The organism is Solibacillus isronensis (genome assembly GCF_023715405.1).
In the GTDB taxonomy this organism is placed as follows: Bacteria; Bacillota; Bacilli; order Bacillales_A; family Planococcaceae; genus Solibacillus; species Solibacillus isronensis_B.
In genome coordinates this window covers 2,127,097-2,144,809 of sequence record NZ_JAMBOC010000001.1, presented here as the reverse complement: position 1 = coordinate 2,144,809, position 17,713 = coordinate 2,127,097, and the positions used below count along the sequence as shown (strand labels likewise).

10 protein-coding genes are annotated in these 17,713 nt (G+C 37.5%); 7 read left to right on the top strand and 3 right to left on the bottom strand.

Translation table 11 applies throughout. The features are described from left to right. The first annotated feature begins 157 nt into the window (after positions 1-157). Entirely contained in the window at positions 158-1,723 is a 1,566-nt protein-coding gene (locus M3166_RS10725; RefSeq protein WP_251689815.1) for a sensor domain-containing diguanylate cyclase, read from the top strand. A gap of 46 nt (positions 1,724-1,769) precedes the next feature. Here the strand turns inward: M3166_RS10725 and M3166_RS10720 are convergent, their stop codons facing one another. The 3 genes from M3166_RS10720 to M3166_RS10710 form a co-directional block, all read right to left on the bottom strand. Then, on the bottom strand, positions 1,770-3,245 hold the full coding sequence (locus M3166_RS10720) for an S-layer homology domain-containing protein (RefSeq protein ID WP_251689814.1): 1,476 nt from the start codon (positions 3,243-3,245) through the stop codon (positions 1,770-1,772). A gap of 138 nt (positions 3,246-3,383) precedes the next feature. Next, complete coding sequence (locus M3166_RS10715) at positions 3,384-4,814, bottom strand: HlyD family secretion protein (RefSeq protein ID WP_251689813.1); 1,431 nt, start codon at positions 4,812-4,814, stop codon at positions 3,384-3,386. Further along, entirely contained in the window at positions 4,814-5,494 is a 681-nt protein-coding gene (locus M3166_RS10710; RefSeq protein ID WP_251689812.1) for an amino acid transporter, read from the bottom strand. The genes M3166_RS10715 and M3166_RS10710 overlap by 1 nt, the downstream gene beginning before the upstream one ends. Before the next feature lie 241 nt (positions 5,495-5,735). Here M3166_RS10710 and M3166_RS10705 point away from each other — a divergent pair, with 241 nt between their 5' ends. From M3166_RS10705 to M3166_RS10680, 6 genes are all read left to right on the top strand, one after another. Then, the gene (locus M3166_RS10705) at positions 5,736-6,920 is read left to right on the top strand and encodes a chromate transporter (RefSeq protein WP_251689811.1); all 1,185 of its coding nucleotides are present in this window, start codon (positions 5,736-5,738) and stop codon (positions 6,918-6,920) included. Positions 6,921-7,453: 533 nt separating this feature from the next. Further along, positions 7,454-10,186: an S-layer homology domain-containing protein gene (locus M3166_RS10700; RefSeq protein WP_251689810.1), complete on the top strand. Its 2,733-nt coding sequence runs from the start codon at positions 7,454-7,456 to the stop codon at positions 10,184-10,186. A 165-nt stretch (positions 10,187-10,351) separates the two neighbouring features. Then, on the top strand, positions 10,352-10,600 hold the full coding sequence (locus M3166_RS10695; RefSeq protein ID WP_251689809.1) for a hypothetical protein: 249 nt from the start codon (positions 10,352-10,354) through the stop codon (positions 10,598-10,600). Between the two features lie 30 nt (positions 10,601-10,630). Further along, entirely contained in the window at positions 10,631-13,408 is a 2,778-nt protein-coding gene (locus M3166_RS10690) for an S-layer homology domain-containing protein (RefSeq protein WP_251689808.1), read from the top strand. A gap of 175 nt (positions 13,409-13,583) precedes the next feature. Beyond that, positions 13,584-16,502: an S-layer homology domain-containing protein gene (locus M3166_RS10685; RefSeq protein WP_251689807.1), complete on the top strand. Its 2,919-nt coding sequence runs from the start codon at positions 13,584-13,586 to the stop codon at positions 16,500-16,502. 482 nt (positions 16,503-16,984) lie between these two features. Continuing rightward, positions 16,985-17,641, top strand: coding sequence for an S-layer homology domain-containing protein (locus tag M3166_RS10680; RefSeq protein ID WP_251689806.1), 657 nt, complete (start codon positions 16,985-16,987; stop codon positions 17,639-17,641). The last annotated feature ends 72 nt before the right edge of the window (positions 17,642-17,713 follow it).

Below are 17,713 nucleotides of genomic sequence, written 5' to 3'. Positions count from 1 at the left end.
ATCACTAAAGAATGGTATGCTAAAATTATACAAAGTTTTTTAAGTGTTAATTAAGCTTTTTTTATGTTTTAATTAGTTTTATTCTGCTTAAGTATAAATTTTGATCAAAATATAGGTGTTTAAAACTTAAAATTATTCTATTCTTTAGGAGAAATGCATGATCTCTTTAAAAAAATATATGAAACTAAAATACTTAATAGTCGCGGTTATTTCCCTCGCCTTTTTTCTTTCTGTAATTGTTAGTACATATTTTAGCTATCAAGGAAATGTGAAGTTTATGGAAGAACAGGCATTGGAAAATAACCGGGTATATGCCTTGAAATTATCTGAAACTATTGACCAATTTATCGGGGATACAAAAAGGGTTATGCGTTATAGTGCAGCAGAAATTGGTGAGGACTTTAATAATATGGAAACCCTGCAACAAGAGGTTAACCGTCTTTATTCGCAGGAAAACACATTTAGTTCTGTCGTTGTTGTAGATGCGAATGCGAATATTTTAGTCAATGCGCCACAAAATCTTGGTCTGGTTGGTAGTAAGGTAACATCAAATGAAGGGCTTGATGTGCTAAAAAGGCGTACGGCTTATATTACCAATCCTTATATGTCGCCGACCGGTCGTGAAATTATTCTTCTTTCCATGCCAGTCTATAATAAAGAAGGCATATTTAAAGGGGTTGTGAACGGGACGATTTATTTGCATGAGTCGGATATTTTTGAAATGGTTTTAGGCCGGCACCCTTATGAAAACGGTTCTTATGTATATGTTGTAGATACAAATGGAAAGATCATTTATCATCCGGATAAAGCACGACTAGGGGAAAATGTCTCACAAAATGAGGTTGTAGAAAATCTGATAAAGGAAAAAAGCGGTGCAAAGGAAATTGTCAATTCTCTTGATCAGCCAATGCTTGCTGGGTATAGCTCCACAGAAAGAACGCGCTGGGGAATTGTAGTTCAAACCCCGTATGATGAAGCAATAAATGCCGTTGGAAAACAAGTATCGGAAGTCTTTGCGCGAGGTTTGCCATTTATTCTTCTCTCAACTATTTTCGTCTTTATACTGGCAACACGTATTGTACGTCCGCTTCAAAGTATGGCGGAAATAGCAGGGAACAGTGCACAGGAGCAGGAGATGAACAAGCTCAAAGACATTCGCGCATGGTATTTTGAAGTGTTTAATATTAGGGAAGCCCTTATTCAAAGCTTTTCAATTTTGCATGGACAAGTTAATACACTTAAAGAAGAATCCTCTACGGATCCGTTAACAAAGCTTTTAAATCGCCGTACTTTTGACAAAATAATTCACTTATGGACCGAACAGCAAAAACCATATACATTAGTCATTTTAGATGTTGATTACTTTAAAAAAGTTAATGATTCCTATGGTCACACTATAGGAGACGAGGTATTGCAATTTATAGCTAGTAAATTAAAAGAAGTTGTTGATGAAGAAGATTTAGCTTGCCGTTATGGTGGGGAAGAATTTATACTCCTGCTTTCTGAAGAGACGGTAGGTAATGCATATAGCCGGTTAGAAGCACTCCGCAAAGAAATTTCCCGACTTATTAGTCCGACAGGGGAAGTAATTACATTCTCAGCCGGAATCGCAAATTATCCGTTGCATGGGGATCAGCCAAAAATTATTTTGGAAAAAGCGGACGCAGCACTATATGAAGCGAAAAAGAACGGGCGAAACCGTGTGGAAGTAACAAATGCATAATTTAAAAATCCAGTCTCTCTAATTAAGAGGGACTGGATTTATTAGTTTAATGGAAATTAATGGTAAAGTAAGGGCTCTTTTTGCTGCTGTACTCCAAGCCTACAATTGCATTTTTATAGGCAGGCTGTAATAAATTATCACGATGACCTTTACTATTCATAAAGCCTTCATGCGCATAAATCACATTGTAGTGACCATACGAAATATTTTCGCCCCAAGTTCTAAGTTCGGATTTGCTCATACCGCCGCTGATCATACGGTCATACGGTGTTGTTCCTGAAAGACCTGTATGAGAGAAATAGTTGTTATCGATCATATCTTTGCTGTGTTTACGTGCAATCGATGCCCATTGCGGTGAATGTGTAAGCGGATTAACCCCTTCAGCAGCACGTGCCTGGTTCATCAGCTCAACCATCAGCTGTTCAGAATGTTTTTGCGTATCCGATATATCACCGTAATAGCCATCTTTATTCACTTCATAGTCTTTATGGACATAAAGGATTGAGCGAATGACATTCTTTTTATGAATATCATAGAAAAACGTTACGTAATAGTCATCTATCAAATAGAAATTATATTCATTGGAAGCAGGTGTATTATAGATTACATTTCCGCGACGCACATCTGCATTTTTCGTTCCGTACTTCGCTTTTACATCGCTTGCATTATTTTTGCCGATTTGCAAATCTTGTGCAGCAAAGAAGCTTTTTCCTTGTTTAGTCATATATCGTGCAACTATCTTATTGTTGTCGACACCTTCTAATTCAAAGTCCAGATTTTTGCCTGTTTGTTTCCAAGCGAAGTCATATTCACTATTGTAATTTGCTATAGCTGTATCGGATTTTTCAGCAGTTGGAGGTGTTGGTTCGCTGATTACTTCACCGGTCGTTTTGAAACTGAGTGCCCGATATAGGAATGTTGCCATTTGTGCACTTGTGACATTATTATTCGGTAAAAACTGATTTTTTTCATTGCCGGTCGTAATACCGTGGCTCGCTAAAATATTTACATAGTCATAGTACCAGCTGGATTTTGAGACGTCTTTAAAGCTGACTGTCGTACCGCCGTTTAATTTCAGGCTTTCTACTAATATCTTTGACAGATGTGAGCGTTTTACTGACTGATCCGGATTGAAATTGCCGTATTCATCCCCATCAAAAATGCCTGATTCATATGCCCAAATAGTCTCTTGTGTAAAAGGAGTGGAGTTCGTTACATCTTTAAACTTTCCATCATAAGAACGAACTTTTGGAATGGAAAGGGCCGAATCGCTTGAAAGAATCGTCTGGAGAATTTTTGATGCTTCTGCGCGTGAAACAGGTTTACTGAAATTAAATTGGTTGCCGGATTTATAATCATACACATTTAAGTTATTTAAATATTGGATAGCTTCCGTATGGGAATTATGGCTGTTTTCTACATCATAAAACGTCTTTTTCGCAAAGACGTCATCACTTGCAACAAATAATGCGGAAGCGAACAGAGTAGTAGCTATGAAACTTTTTGTAATTCTTTTTTTCATTTGTTTCGACTCCTTTAGTAAAATTCTATATTCCGTGTCTATTATTTTTTGTCTTTACCCGTACTGAAAGACAACAAAACACGGTGTTATGTATCATAATAAAACGGCGGGAAGAGCATGTTCCCGCCGTTTCATATTTTATTTAATTAAATACCAAAGAGCATCTTTCCATGTCGCATCAACATATGTCCATTCAAACGTATGTAATGGGTACGGTCTGAATGTAGGGGCGAACAGATTCTTTTCGTCGCCGTCAATAAAGATTTGCTGTGGTGCGATAGGAGCTGTAAATACAGCCGTGTCCTCTAAATCTTCATCTTTAGCAGCGTCCTCTTTCTTGGAATCTTCCAGCTCAACAGTTTGGATGCGCGGTTCAGTAACTATGGCATCCTCTTCAAGGCTTGCTTCTTTGATAATTTCCTCAATCGGTTCGCCATACATGAACTCTTCTTGTTTTATTTCCGCTTTATGCTTGAATAGTAGGTCAACCGGTTCTAATCTTGTTTTCCCATCTTCTCCTACTGTATAAATAAGGTTTCCTGAATTGTCTTGTTCATATTTTACAAGCCAATCCTCGTTTACTTGGAAGCTGTCATTTGCTTCAAATGTCGTAATTGTCGCATCGGCAAGTATACCAATCGGTGTTTCTGTTAACATGTCAGTTGGTTCGATGCTAACTTCATAGACCGTATCATCCGGCTTTACTTTATCGTTCTTTTTCATTTCATTAAACGCAATGGAATCACGTGCTGGTATTTGCTGTTTCTCCAGTACATCTCCATCAATGACCAGTTCATCTTCTTTGCCTTCATTCAAAATAACAGAAGCCTTTTGACCGATTTCGACTTCCTTCCAGTTTTCATGTTCAACATAGGCAACAAACTTCTTTTCTAGTGATTGAATTTGGAAAATAATCGAATCGCCTTCAAGAACAATTTCCTTAATAATTCCGTCTACTGGTGTAGTCAAAGAATTGTTGTTACTTAACTGGGAAATCATACTGTCCAAAATGCTAATTTGACGCTCCGTTTCCGCAATGGAACGTTGAATAATCGCAATACCTTCTGCTGTTGGCGTGCTTTGTTCAATACCCAGCTCCAGTGTTAAATTAATATTCCATAATTCATTATCGCCAAGTGTTGTTGAGTCTGTTGCTGTACTCGGTGAGGAAGAACTGTTTTCGGATTGTAAGTCTGAAACAATTCTTTCCAATTCTGATAGCTCGTTTTCATAAGCGTCGCGATCTGTCTCAAGACGTGAAATTTCACGTTCAGCTTCTTCCGGTTTATAAATGGCAAGCTCCGTTAACAGGCTAACACTTTGTCCTTGTGTAACGAGCACCTCGCTAATTGATTGTACAGGCGCTGCGATGAAATGTTCCTGCTTCGCTGCAACAACAGCATCCGTTTCCAGAACTTTTTCATGATAATCGGCTACTGCAAACTGCACATTGTTAATATAGTAGTTTTTCATAATAATATCATTGTCTTTTAACAGTAAATAACCATTCACTAAAACAAACACTAAGGCAACTGCGCTAAATATCTTTACTTTTTTTGTCATACGCATTACAGACCAAGCCACCCTTCGATCCAAGTTAAAACAGGAAGAATGCTATATAACGCAACAAGTGATGCCAATACGATTTGAATAAGTATTAACTTAAACAGCAACGCTTTCGGTCGATCTGTCCAATTCGATAAAAATATGTATTGAATCCATACCGCTATTATCGATGCGACTGTTAACTGATTCAGGAAGAACAATAAATAGTCATGATAATATACGTATGCCATCATAGGTGCCAATGAAAACATAGTGAACTGTGTAGAATATCCTGCTATTGCAAAGATAATCACCGTCAGCAGTTTTTCAAGAACAATGAAAAAGATGACATATAGCTGTATCTTTCGAATCCAGCCGTAATCGATATTTGTCAATAAATGAATCAAATATGTAATGACATAATAATGAATGATAAAAAATAAAATACCTGCCGGAATCGCACCGATTAATGACATCAGTCGAGCGAAACTATATAAATCTCCTTCACCATTTACCAGCAATGCTGTTAAGTCGGTTGTATTCATCCCCCAGAAGTTGCGGACTATAAAAAACAGTAAAGTAAAACCAAAAATAGCCAGCAAAATTTTCCGATACCCTATAAGTCTTTGATCTTCGCTACGTTCAATATTATGTATGAGTTGCGATGGGTGTGAAAGATGATGCCAAAACTTGTACTCGAACATAAATTCACCTCAATATTTTTATTAACATATGCTTAATACCCTAATTTGGAGTAAATAACACATATATTAACAGTGTAATAGAAAATATAGTTTCATTATAAACCTTATTGCAAAGTAAGTGTAAAAAGTATGTAAATTATGAGAAATAGGCTATATGAAGCGAGAGAGAAGTGCTACTTTTAGAAAAGGTAAAGATTAAATACAGAAGAGTACACTAAAAAAGAGACTTAAGGAGTTAGCAATGAATTCTATGAAGCAAAATCGAATCAAATCACTTCTCGAAATATTTTTGGTTTCAACACGATTAGGGCTGACATCCTTTGGGGGACCGACTGCTCATCTAGGATATTTTCATGAAGAATATGTACGAAGAAGAAAGTGGATAGATGAAAAAAGCTATGCGGATTTAGTTGCGCTTTGTCAGTTTCTGCCCGGGCCTTCGAGCAGCCAAGTGGGAATCGGCATTGGAATTATGCGCGCTGGAATACTGGGGGGAATTACATCATTTATAGGGTTTACATTTCCCTCGGTTGTAGCACTTATTGCATTTGCATTACTCATGACAGGGTTTGATGTCGGAAATGCGGGGTGGATTCATGGTTTGAAAATTGTGGCGGTAGCGATTGTTGCACATGCCATTATAGGAATGGCTAAAAGTCTGACACCCGACCTGAAAAGGAAGGCAATAGCCATTTTTGCTTTGCTTGTGACACTTCTTTGGCAAACTGCTTTTAGTCAAGTCGGGGTAATTTTGATTGCCGCATGTATAGGGTACTTTTTGCTGAAACAAAAGAATGAGGGGGCAGGGGTGCAGGCGCACTTTCCTGTTTCTAAACGGGTTGGAGGGTTTTGCCTTCTATTGTTTGTTAGTTTATTGGTAGCTTTGCCTTTGTTGAAAGAGGCGACAGGTTCTTATTGGTTAGCAATGGTTGATAGTTTTTACCGCTCAGGCTCTTTCGTTTTTGGCGGGGGACATGTAGTGCTGCCATTACTGGAAAAGGAATTTGTCCCAACAGGCTGGATGAGCGAAGAAGCATTTTTATCGGGGTATGGTGTTACACAGGCAGTACCAGGTCCTCTCTTTACATTTGCCGCTTATTTAGGGACGGTCATGAATGGCTGGCAAGGTGGAGTAGTCGCGACAGTAGCAATTTTTTTACCGGCGTTTCTTTTAGTAATTGGTGCACTGCCGTTTTGGGATCAACTACGTAACCATCCGAAAATTACAGGTGCCATCATGGGTGTGAATGCAGCTGTTATTGGGCTTTTAATTGCTGCGTTATATACTCCAATCTGGACTAGTTCTATATTGGAGGCGAAGGATTTTGGGTTAGCCGTTGTGTTATTCAGCATGCTAGCTTACTGGAAAATGCCGCCTTGGATTGTCGTTGTTACCGGGGCGGTAGTAGGATTAGTACTTTTATAGAATTGTGAAGCTGTCTCTAGCGTTAGAGATGGCTTTTTTCATTTTTATTTGGCGAGATTCTACTTTAAACGTATTTTGTTCTACTTGTTATGGAAAACTTTCTACTTCTTTAACTAGATCTTCTACATTTCTTCAATAACTTCCACATCAGCTCAAATATTCTACTTTCATATAAGCGAGAAGTACACTACTGAAAAAATATTGGAATTGTAGTTCTATATTTGTAATTAATATACTAATTAGGAAGTCATAAAAGTACCATTTTAATACCATTTTACACAATTCGGAAAATATAAAAGTTATATTTCAAAACTAATTATTACCATGCGAATTAATTATTACCAAATAATAATACTTAAAGTTCTGAAAACTAAAGCATTGGTAATATTAGTAATGGTGGGTTTCCTTTATATTTCCTAAATTAGCATTGACATTAAAAAATCTTACTAATATACTTAAAATTGTTATCGTAATATACGAGACAACATTTGTTGAAATGATAAAAAAATGTTTTTATTGGAGGAAATCATTCTATGGCTAACCAACCTAAGAAATATACTAAATTCGTAGCAGCTGCTGCTACAGCTACTCTTGTAGCATCTGCAATCGTTCCTGTGGCTTCTGCTGCTGGCTTTTCTGACGTAGCAGACACAAACTCACATGCTGTTAACATTAACGCATTAGCTGAAGCTGGCATCATCGGAGGATATCCAGATGGCACTTTCAAACCAAACCAAGAATTAACTCGTGGTCAAGTTGTTAAAATGTTAGGTAAATGGGTAGAAAAACAAGGTTTTGAAATCCCAGCTGACTATGCAACTAAAGCTCGTTTCACTGACTTAGCTGCAGACGCTAAAGACCAAGAATTAGTAAAATATGCTGCATTAGTATTCGACACTGGCGTCTTCGCTGGTTCTAACGGTGCATTAAACGCTGGTGGCAAAATCACTCGCGAAAACATGGCTCTAGTATTAGACCGCGCTTTCAAAGCAATCAACGACACTACATTAGTAGAAGTTGCTGCTGAAATCGAAGACGTTAAAGTTGCTGACTTAAACACAGCTAAAGCTGAAGCTCGTGAAGCTATCCAAGCATTACGTAACTTAGGTATTTCTGGTGTTGAAAACTTCATGCCTAAAAACTCAGTAACTCGTGCTCAATTCGCTTCATTCTTAAACAAAACAATTAACACTGATGCAGTTGTTGAATTAACTGTTAAAGAAGCAAAAGCTGTAGATGCTAACACTGTTGAAGTAACTTTATCTGATGATAAAAAACACACAATTAAATTAGAAAAAGCTTTAGAAGCTAACGTAGCAACTGAAGTAACTTTCAAAATTGAAGAAAAAGAATACACTGCTACAGTAACTTATGTAGTTGAAGCTCCAGTAGTTAAAGCGCTAAACGCTGCACAAGTTGAAGTAACTTTCGGTGAAGCTGTTGATAAAGCAACTGTAATTGGTGATAAAGATGTTGTTAAAAATGTAACTTTAACTTCTTTAGATGATAAAAAGGTTACTGAAACTAAAGCTGTGTTATCAAAAGACGGCAAAATCCTTACTATTACTGCATTAAATGGTCAAGTATTCGAAGGTCGTTATGATATTAAAATTGAAAATGTAAAAAATACGGCTGGTAAAGAAATTGAAAAATTCGAAGCTAAAAACATGGACTTCGGTAAAGACAAAACTGCTCCAGTAATTACTGGTACTGAGAAAGTAAATGCTACTCAAGTTAAAGTTAACTTCTCTGAACCATTAAAATCAATCGGTAACTGGACATTTGCTGACGCTGAAGGTAAAACAGTAAATGTTAAAGCTGAAGCTTCAGGTGATGCTGCTGTTCTTTTCACTATCGATGATGCAAAAGTTAAAGCAGGTGCGGAAATTACTGCTACAGTAATCGGCGCTACTGACATTGTTGGCAACTTAGTTAGCCCTAACCCAACTTCAGTAACTTTCACTAAAGGTGATAAAGATGGAGTTGCTCCAGTAGTTTCTTCTGTTACTGCAACAGGTTTAGACAAAGTAGAAGTAAAATTCTCTGAAGAAGTTCTAGGATTCTCAAAAGACAACGTTAAAATTGCTGGTGCAACAGTAACAGTTAAACAAGACGAAAATGATTCAACTAAATATGTTGTAACTTTAGATAAAGCATTAACAGAAGGGTTACACAAAGTTGATATTACAACTGATAACGTAACTGATTTATCTGGTGAAGCTCTAACTGCATTCTCTAAATTAGTAGAATTCAAAGCAGATAAAGTTGCTCCTAAATTTGTTAAATCTGAAGTAGTAGTTGACGAAGCAACTAAAGAAGAAAAATTAGTACTTTCTTTTGATAAAGAAGTAACTGAAACTTCTTTAGAAAATGCAACAGTTACGGAATTAAACAAAGATTATGTAACTACTTCAGGTGCATTTACTGGTAAATTAACTCCAAATGCAAAAGATAAAACTAAGTTAGAAGTTGCATTAAAGGATGTTAAATTTAAAGTTGGAGATAAAGAAGCTGTAGCATTAGCTAAAGATGCAACTTATACAGTGAAATTTGCTAAAGGTGCAGTAGCAGATACTAACACAACTGCTAACACTTCTGAAGCATTCACAGTATCTTTCAAACGCGGTGTTGACGGTGTTGTAACAACTACTGATAAACCAGTAGCAAAAGTAACGGCTACAGACAGCAACACAATTACTGTTGAATTCGACAAAGCAGTAGAAGGTTCTTCGGCAACTAAAGTTGAAAACTATGCAATCGCTGGCTTAACAATCGAATCTGCAATCTTAAAAAATGATGCAGCAGGTGTAGCAAATACTGTTGTATTAACTTTAGCTAAAGGTACTAACAAATTAGACGGTGCTCGTGATTTAACAATTGCTAACGTAGCTGCTAAAAACGGTGCAGTAATGGAAACAACTACTAAAACTCTTACATTGAAAGAAAATGTTGCTCCAACTGTTCAAACAGCTAAATTCACAAACACTAAAGATGGTTTAGTAAATGAAATTACACTTACTTTCTCTGAAGCAGTAACTTTAGATGCAGATGCTTTCCAAGTATTTGTTGGTACTGAAACTAATGCTGTAGAAACAACTTCTAGTGTTGCTGATAAAGCAGTTAAAGAAGTTAAAATTGAATTGACTAAAGGCTTAACTACAGAACAAATTGCAAAAACAATTACTGTAAAATTAGCTACTGATAAAAAAGTTAAAGATGCCAACGAAAATGCATTAGAATTAACTTCTATCCAAGCTATTCAATAATAACTATTCATTTTCTTAAATGAATTACAATTAAAACTAAGCTCCTATCTAATCGGAATTCTTCCGATTAGATAGGAGCTTTTTGTTTATGTAAGGAATTACATTGCTAGAAAATTTGTAATAAACAAGGAAAAATTATACAATATTTCCTGTGGAGGGATGCACATGCATTTTTTTAACCAATTAAAAGTGAATGGATGTTTGCTAGAGGTACAAGGTTATTTTCAGTCTAAAATAAATGTCCTGGAAATTCAGTGCAAAGAAGTATTGCCGTTGTTTAGAAATTGGAAATATGAAGAAGTGCTTGTTGAAGAATTTGCTTTAATTGATAATGATCAAACGGTTTATTCAGATAGCTCTCCTTTGGTTATAGCAGAAGTTTGTCATAATCAAATAAAGTTATTACATATATAAAACTATCATCTTAAATTGGGGGAGTTACATATGAAAGTTCATACTAAATTTCTAGCATCTGCAACAGCAGCTGTTCTAGCAGCAACGGCGATTGTTCCAGCAGCTAGTGCCGCATCGTTTACAGATATTAAAGGCAGCGGGCACGAAAATGCGATTACGATTTTATCAGAACAGGGTATTATCGGGGGGTATCCCGATGGTACGTTTAAACCGAATCAAAACTTGACGCGTTCAGATGTTGTAAAACTATTAGGGAAATATTTAGTTTCTTTAGGTCATGAAGTTCCGAAAGATTATAAAACGAAAATGCGCTTTACAGATTTAACGGCGAAATCACAGGATGAGTTATTACAGTATGCGGCATTAGTAAAGGATGTTGGAGTTTTCCAAGGAAGTAACGGGGCACTTATGCACCGTGACCAGTTACGCCGTGACCAGATGGCGACTGTTTTAGTACGCGCATTTAAAGTGATCAATAAATTTGATTATGTGGAAGCAATGAAAGAAACTGACTATAAATCGAATATCAGTGATTTAAACAGAACAACTAAGGAGCACCAGGAGTCAATTGAAACACTGGCTTACTATGCGGTGACAAAGCAAAAAACATTTAATCCGAAAGATCCGACAAAGCGTGGTCAATTCGCAACATTCCTTTATAATATGCTGCAAATTGAAGTACCGAAGCCTGAACCGGAAAAGCCGGTGTTAACAGTAAAAAAAGTAGAAGTACAAGCAGCTGACAAGCTGCGTGTTACGCTTTCTGACGATAAGGCGTATATTGTGACATTAAAAACACCATTAGTGGAAAATGTGGAAACTGACGTTACTTTTGATGTTAACGAACAAACTTTTACTACTAAAGTGAAGTTTGAAGTGCCGGATTTGAAAATCTCTTCTATTACAAACCCAAACGGCGGACAACTTGCGATTACATTTAATCAGCCTGTTAAACTGGGTACAGAGTTAAATACGGCAGCCATTAATAAACTTGTTGCGATGACTGGTGTCGATCGTCTTGGACAAGTACAATTGTCAAAAGGACAATTAAGTGAAGATAAGCGTACATTGACGGTGACAATTAATGCAACTGCCGGACTTGAAGGACGCTACCGTGTCGTAGTTGACGGCATTGAATCAGCAACATCGAAAAAGCTTGTTAAATATGATGATATTGCAACATTCGTGCCTGATAAAACATCACCGGGCGTTTTGAAAGTAGAAAATGTTTCGGCTACTAAAGTAAAAGTGATTTTTACAGAACCGGTTACAAATCCGATTGGAGTAACTCAATTTAAACTAGCAGATGGTTCGGTTGTTTCGGGTATTCAAGGGACAATTGAAAAAAATGCGACAGAAGTTATTTACGATTTATCTGCAGCTACAGCAAAAGGACATGTTTTAGCACCAGGTACGTCCATTGCCATTACTTTTGGAACAATCATCGATATTTCAAACAATCTTTCTTCGCCAAACCCGTTAACAACATATATTACAAAAGGGGATAAAGATGGGGTTGTACCAACTTTAACGAATGTTACACAAATGGGCGCGAAAAAGTTCAAGTTAACATTCTCTGAGGAAATTCGTACAATTGTGCCGGCAGATATTACGATTGCCCAAAATACTTATTCACCAGGCATTACGAGTATTGTGAAAGATAAAGACGATGCTAATTCCTATATTGTTACGACAAATGGTTCGTTAAATGGCTATACTACAATATCGACAACGCCTAAACGGTATATTACCGATGTTTCCGGTGAAGTGAATGTATTTTCAACAGCCTACAACTTTGTAGCAGATACGACGATTCCATCTGTTGTTAGTGCAAATGTTGTGAAAGATAAAGGAATCGAGTATTTAGAGTTTACATTTGACCGTAATGTAGAAGCTGCGGCATTTGCACAGGTGACGCTGGCCGGAAGTTATATTTTAAACGGGTATACGTATCCGTTAGCAAATAATTTGATCGGACAGGTTGAAAAATCAACAACAAACGACAAAACAATCCGCGTTCGTTTAAGTAATTTATCTAGCTCTGGTGTGAATGGGGCTACTACTGCAGGGTACACATATTCAGTTGGTGCTACATTTACGGGAGTTACGAGTGAGTATGGACAAGCGGTGAACCCAGCCTATCAAGTTAATTTTGCACGCGGCTCAGATTTTGCACAAAATGAGGAGAATTTATCTGTATTAAGCGTGGAAACTTCCTATAATGCTAGACAGGGAACGAATATTGATAATAAAACAATCGTCATTACGTTTTCAACACATGTAGACGGTATTACGGCGTCGAACCTGCAAAACTATACATTGGACGGTTTGACAATAAAGCAAGCAGTTGTTAAACATAATGAACCGTACAAAGTATATTTAACGGTTAAGGAAGATATTGCCCAATCCCGCGTTACGAATTTAACAATCAGCAATCTGCGGGCTTTGAATTCAATTGTAACGATGGAACCTAAAACTGAACTGATCTTTTTAAATGAAAATATCGCCCCAAAATATCAGTATTATAATATTACAGGTACCGATACGATTACCCTTTCATTTAATGAAGCCGTTAAAAATGCATTGAATCATTCGTTTGAAGTAAAAGTGGGCGATTTAGCTGTGCCGATTTCACAAATTTATTCGACTACTAACGAGCAAGTGGCAATCCGATTGGCCCAACCGTTAAAATCAAACCAAGTTGTTACAATTACACAAACGGCCACTTCAACGGTAAGTGATTATGCAAATAATAAACTAGTCCTATCACCGATTCAATTTACCGTCCCTACGAATATAAATTACTAATTTTTGGAGCATATCTATTTCGATAGGTATGCTTTTTTATATCTTTATAATGCTTTCTAGTTATTTTAACGGAATTATGTTTATATTCAAATAATTAGTGGAATTGGAAAGGATGTAAGCAAGTTTGAAGAAGGCAACATATTTAATTGTTTTACAAACTAGGAGGTTAATAAAGATGCAGATGAAGTATAAGAAGTTTTTAACGACAGCGGCTACTGCGACATTAGTGGCATCGGCAATTGCTCCGGCAGTAAATGCGGCAAGTTTTTCGGACACAGCAGGAAATACTCACGAGCGTGCAATCGATTCACTCGTAAGCCAAGGCATCATTTCAGGATATCCGGATGGCACCTTTAAACCAAACCGTACATTGACGCGTTCGGATGTTGTAAAACTATTAGGTAAATACTTAGTGTCACAAGGTTACAAAATTCCTTCAGATTATAAAACAAATATGCGCTTTTCGGACTTGCGCAGCACTTCACAGGACGAGCTGTTGCAATATGCGGCATTAGTAAAAGACAACGGTGTATTTAACGGAAGTAACGGAAACCTGTTACCGGGTGATCCGATTACACGTGAAAACATGGCGGTTGTTTTAGTGCGTGCCTATACGAATATTAATAATTTTGACTTCCTAGGATATGTAATCGGGCAGGATTTCAGTGAGGATGTCGTCGATTATAACAGAGCAAAGGCAGAAGCACGTTCGGCAATCAGAGTATTGGACTACTATAATGTAACGGGCGTACCGAACTTCAACCCGAAAAGCTTCACAACGCGCGGTCAGTTCTCTTCATTCCTGTATAAAATGCTTCAAGTGGAAGTGCCGGGAGAAGGATTGAAAGCGGTCGAAGTTATAAATGCTTCGACATTAAAAGTTACACTTACAAACAATACTGAACATACGGTGAACTTAGAAACGCCGTTGGAAGCCGGCAAAGAAACGCCTGTTAAATTTACGATCAACGGTAAAGAGTATGGAACTTCTGTCACTTACAATGTTCCTTTAACAGTAAAATCAGCTGAAGCTACGGGAGCGAATAAATTAAAAGTCACATTAAGCGACAATTCCGAGCACGAAGTTACTTTAGAGAACAATCTTCCTGAAAATGAAGAAACAACGGTAGATTTTAAGATTGACGGTAAAGATTATTCAGCGAAAGTAACGTATGTCGTTACAGAAGTGAAAGTCGCAACTGTCAAGGCACTGAATGGTGGACAACTTGAAGTGAAATTCAATCAAAGAGTAGACTTGCCTGCCAGCTTAACACAAGCTCAATTAGCAAACTATGTAACAGTCGCGGATGTAGATAGTTTGAATGCGATTACTCTTTCGAGAGGACAGTTAAGCGAAGATGGCCGTACACTGACAATCTTTACAAACGGGACAACAGCTTTAACAGGCCGCTATCTCGTAAAAGTAAATAATGTGAAAAATGCAGCCGGTACAACGGTTACTCCATATGAAGAAATCGTCAACTTCGGTACGGATACAGTTGCACCAACGTTAATCAGTACTGTAAACCGGGATGCGAAAACAGTTCGCGTTACATTTTCAGAGCCTTTGCGCGCATTTAGTAACAGCAGTGTTACATTCAGACTGGCGAACGGTACGAATGTAGCGGGCATTACCGGGGAAATCGCCGCGGGTGCAACATATACGGATTTTGATTTATCAAATGCAACGGTTAATGGTCAGCCATTAGCGGCAAATACGCAAGTAGAAGCAACATTTGCTGGACTGCGTGATATTGCCGGAAACTTCAGTACACCAAACCCGTTAAAAACGAGCTTTGCAATGGGTGGGGCTGACGGAGTAAAACCAACATTAACAAGTATTTCACAAACAGGTCCGAAAACATTTAGGCTGACATTCTCTGAGCGAATTCAAAAGCCGGCAGTGACGGATCTGGAATTACGTTTAGGTAATTCGCCAAATGCCATTACGGCAATCGAGGCAGTCCCTGGTGATGATCGTTCATTTATCGTTACTGCTACGATTGATTTAACTGGTGTATATAATATCGGTACAGCATCCGGCAAAACGATTACAGATATTTCAGGTGAAACGAATACATTTACAACTGCTCATTCATTTACGCTTGATACAGCAGCACCAGAAGTTACATCAACTTCTGTAACACGAGAAGGCAATTTCGAGTATTTAAATATTACGCTCAATAAACCGGTAGATTTAGTAACTGCATCACGTGTAACCGCTTCCGGCAACTATGTTAAAGGCGGCGTAACTCATAGATTCTCTGGCACAGCAACACCTTTAGAATATAGAGAAAACGGCAATCGTTCGGTAGTACGCGTGAAACTGGATGATTTATTAGGTTCTGCTGATGCGGATAATGCCACATACAATGTGACGTTATCATTTACTGAAGTGGATAGCGCATACGGTATAAATACGGCAAATAAAGCGGTCACGTTCCAGCGTACAGCGGATTATACAAACAATGACAATGTACTGGTAGCGCCAACTGTTACTACTTCAGTGACGGATTCAACGTTAACGAACAATCAAGTGCGACTGAAGTTTAACCATGTGGTGGATGCAACAACAGCAGCAAATGCAAGCAATTATTCTATTCCAAATGCAAAGATTGCAAACGCGCAAGTGCCAAGCGACGCATTGGATACGGTTATTCTGACATTAACGCCAAATGAAACAACGACAACTGGTTCGCGTAATTTAACGATCAGAAATGTGAAAGCGAAAGATTCGATTGCATCACAGCGAGACTTAACAGCCGTTGTCGATTTAAAGGAAAATATTCGCCCGGTATTAAATTCCGCTCGATTTACGTCAGCAAACCAAATCGAGCTCACATTTAGCGAGAATGTAAGCGGTCTTGATACAGATTCATTTGTAATTGTAAATGCTGCAGGAGCAACAATCGGAATTACATCCGTAGCAGAATCGACGACAGGCAATACAGTAACGGTTACTTTAGCATCGAATCAAGCAATTAATACGTCAGTTACAATTACACAAGGTGCAGGAATTGAGGATGTAGTTGATGGAGCAGGCAATCCGGTAGTTCATCCATTCACTTTAACAACAACATTAAGAACAAACTAGGTTGCAGGTAAGGGCATACATGCTAGATTGCGTGTATGCCTTTTTATGATGATTAGTCTTCTAATATAAGAGGTAGATTTTCTAATAAATCGGTGAAAGTTCTAATAAATTGCCCGTTTTCTAATAAAAAGTTAATTTCTTCTAATAAGTGTGCTTCATTTTCAAATATCTCCGTTCAAAGTTCAAATAAGTGAGGCGGAACTTCTAATATAGGTATTGATTTTGCTAATAAAATATTTAGTGTAAGGATATTAGAGCGGTTTGGGCTTAGATATAATTGAATTGAGCAGTGAAATATATGGAATTGCTAATGTCGATAGCAAAATTTCTAATAAAATTTAGAAATCATCGAATATGTTCGAAAATCTTTCTAATAAAATTGGTCAAGGTTAATGAGATGCCCACTTTAAGTAATCGTCTACATAAAACTATAAACTATTGTATAATTATGCTAACTAGTTTAAGAGGAAGGGTTGAATTAAATGAAGAAGTTTTTCTATCGCACAATTCTTACTGCCGTACTTATTATTTCGAGTGTTGTAGTAAGTGGCCATTCAGTACAGGCATCTACAAATCCATTTACCGACGTAAAAGAAACGAATTCACATGCAAACGCAATAGTCTCTTTATATAATGAAGGCATTATTACAGGCGTAACGAGCAATACTTATGAGCCAGGTAAGTCGGCAACACGTGGGGATGCGGCAGTATATTTAGCGAATGCATTAAATCTGCAAAACAGTTCCGCATCAAATCCAGGTTTTAAGGACGTTCCAACATCAAGTAAATATTACAAGGCCATCGCTGCATTAAATAAAGCGGGCATTGTATACGGCTATGGCGATGAATTCCGTCCGAACGCAACATTGACTCGTTCTCAGTTAGCCAAAATGTTGACGGTCGGTTTTGAGTTGCAGCAATCTACTACTACAAAGACGAAATTTACCGATGTCAATAAGTTAACGGATACTGCAACGAAGAAATACATCCAGACATTAGTAGATTACGGAATTTCAAAAGGTACGACTGCTACAACATTCAGCCCGAATATGAAATTAACACGCGCCCAGTTAGCAACATTTTTATATAATGCTATCGAAGCGACTTCAGATGACTTTATTGTTATTGGAGTAGAATAAGGAAGCGTTTTGACGAATGCACTTGAGTTTTGAATAAGCTCAAGTGTATTTTTATGGGGAAATTTAGAGATT

Bases quoted from the DNA above. Each gene is read 5' to 3' on its own strand.
- M3166_RS10725 (WP_251689815.1), top strand. From the start codon at position 158: ATGATCTCTTTAAAAAAATATATGAAACTAAAATACTTAATAGTCGCG.
- M3166_RS10720 (WP_251689814.1), bottom strand. From the start codon at position 3,245: ATGAAAAAAAGAATTACAAAAAGTTTCATAGCTACTACTCTGTTCGCT.
- M3166_RS10715 (WP_251689813.1), bottom strand. From the start codon at position 4,814: ATGCGTATGACAAAAAAAGTAAAGATATTTAGCGCAGTTGCCTTAGTG.
- M3166_RS10710 (WP_251689812.1), bottom strand. From the start codon at position 5,494: ATGTTCGAGTACAAGTTTTGGCATCATCTTTCACACCCATCGCAACTC.
- M3166_RS10705 (WP_251689811.1), top strand. From the start codon at position 5,736: ATGAATTCTATGAAGCAAAATCGAATCAAATCACTTCTCGAAATATTT.
- M3166_RS10700 (WP_251689810.1), top strand. From the start codon at position 7,454: ATGGCTAACCAACCTAAGAAATATACTAAATTCGTAGCAGCTGCTGCT.
- M3166_RS10695 (WP_251689809.1), top strand. From the start codon at position 10,352: ATGCATTTTTTTAACCAATTAAAAGTGAATGGATGTTTGCTAGAGGTA.
- M3166_RS10690 (WP_251689808.1), top strand. From the start codon at position 10,631: ATGAAAGTTCATACTAAATTTCTAGCATCTGCAACAGCAGCTGTTCTA.
- M3166_RS10685 (WP_251689807.1), top strand. From the start codon at position 13,584: ATGCAGATGAAGTATAAGAAGTTTTTAACGACAGCGGCTACTGCGACA.
- M3166_RS10680 (WP_251689806.1), top strand. From the start codon at position 16,985: ATGAAGAAGTTTTTCTATCGCACAATTCTTACTGCCGTACTTATTATT.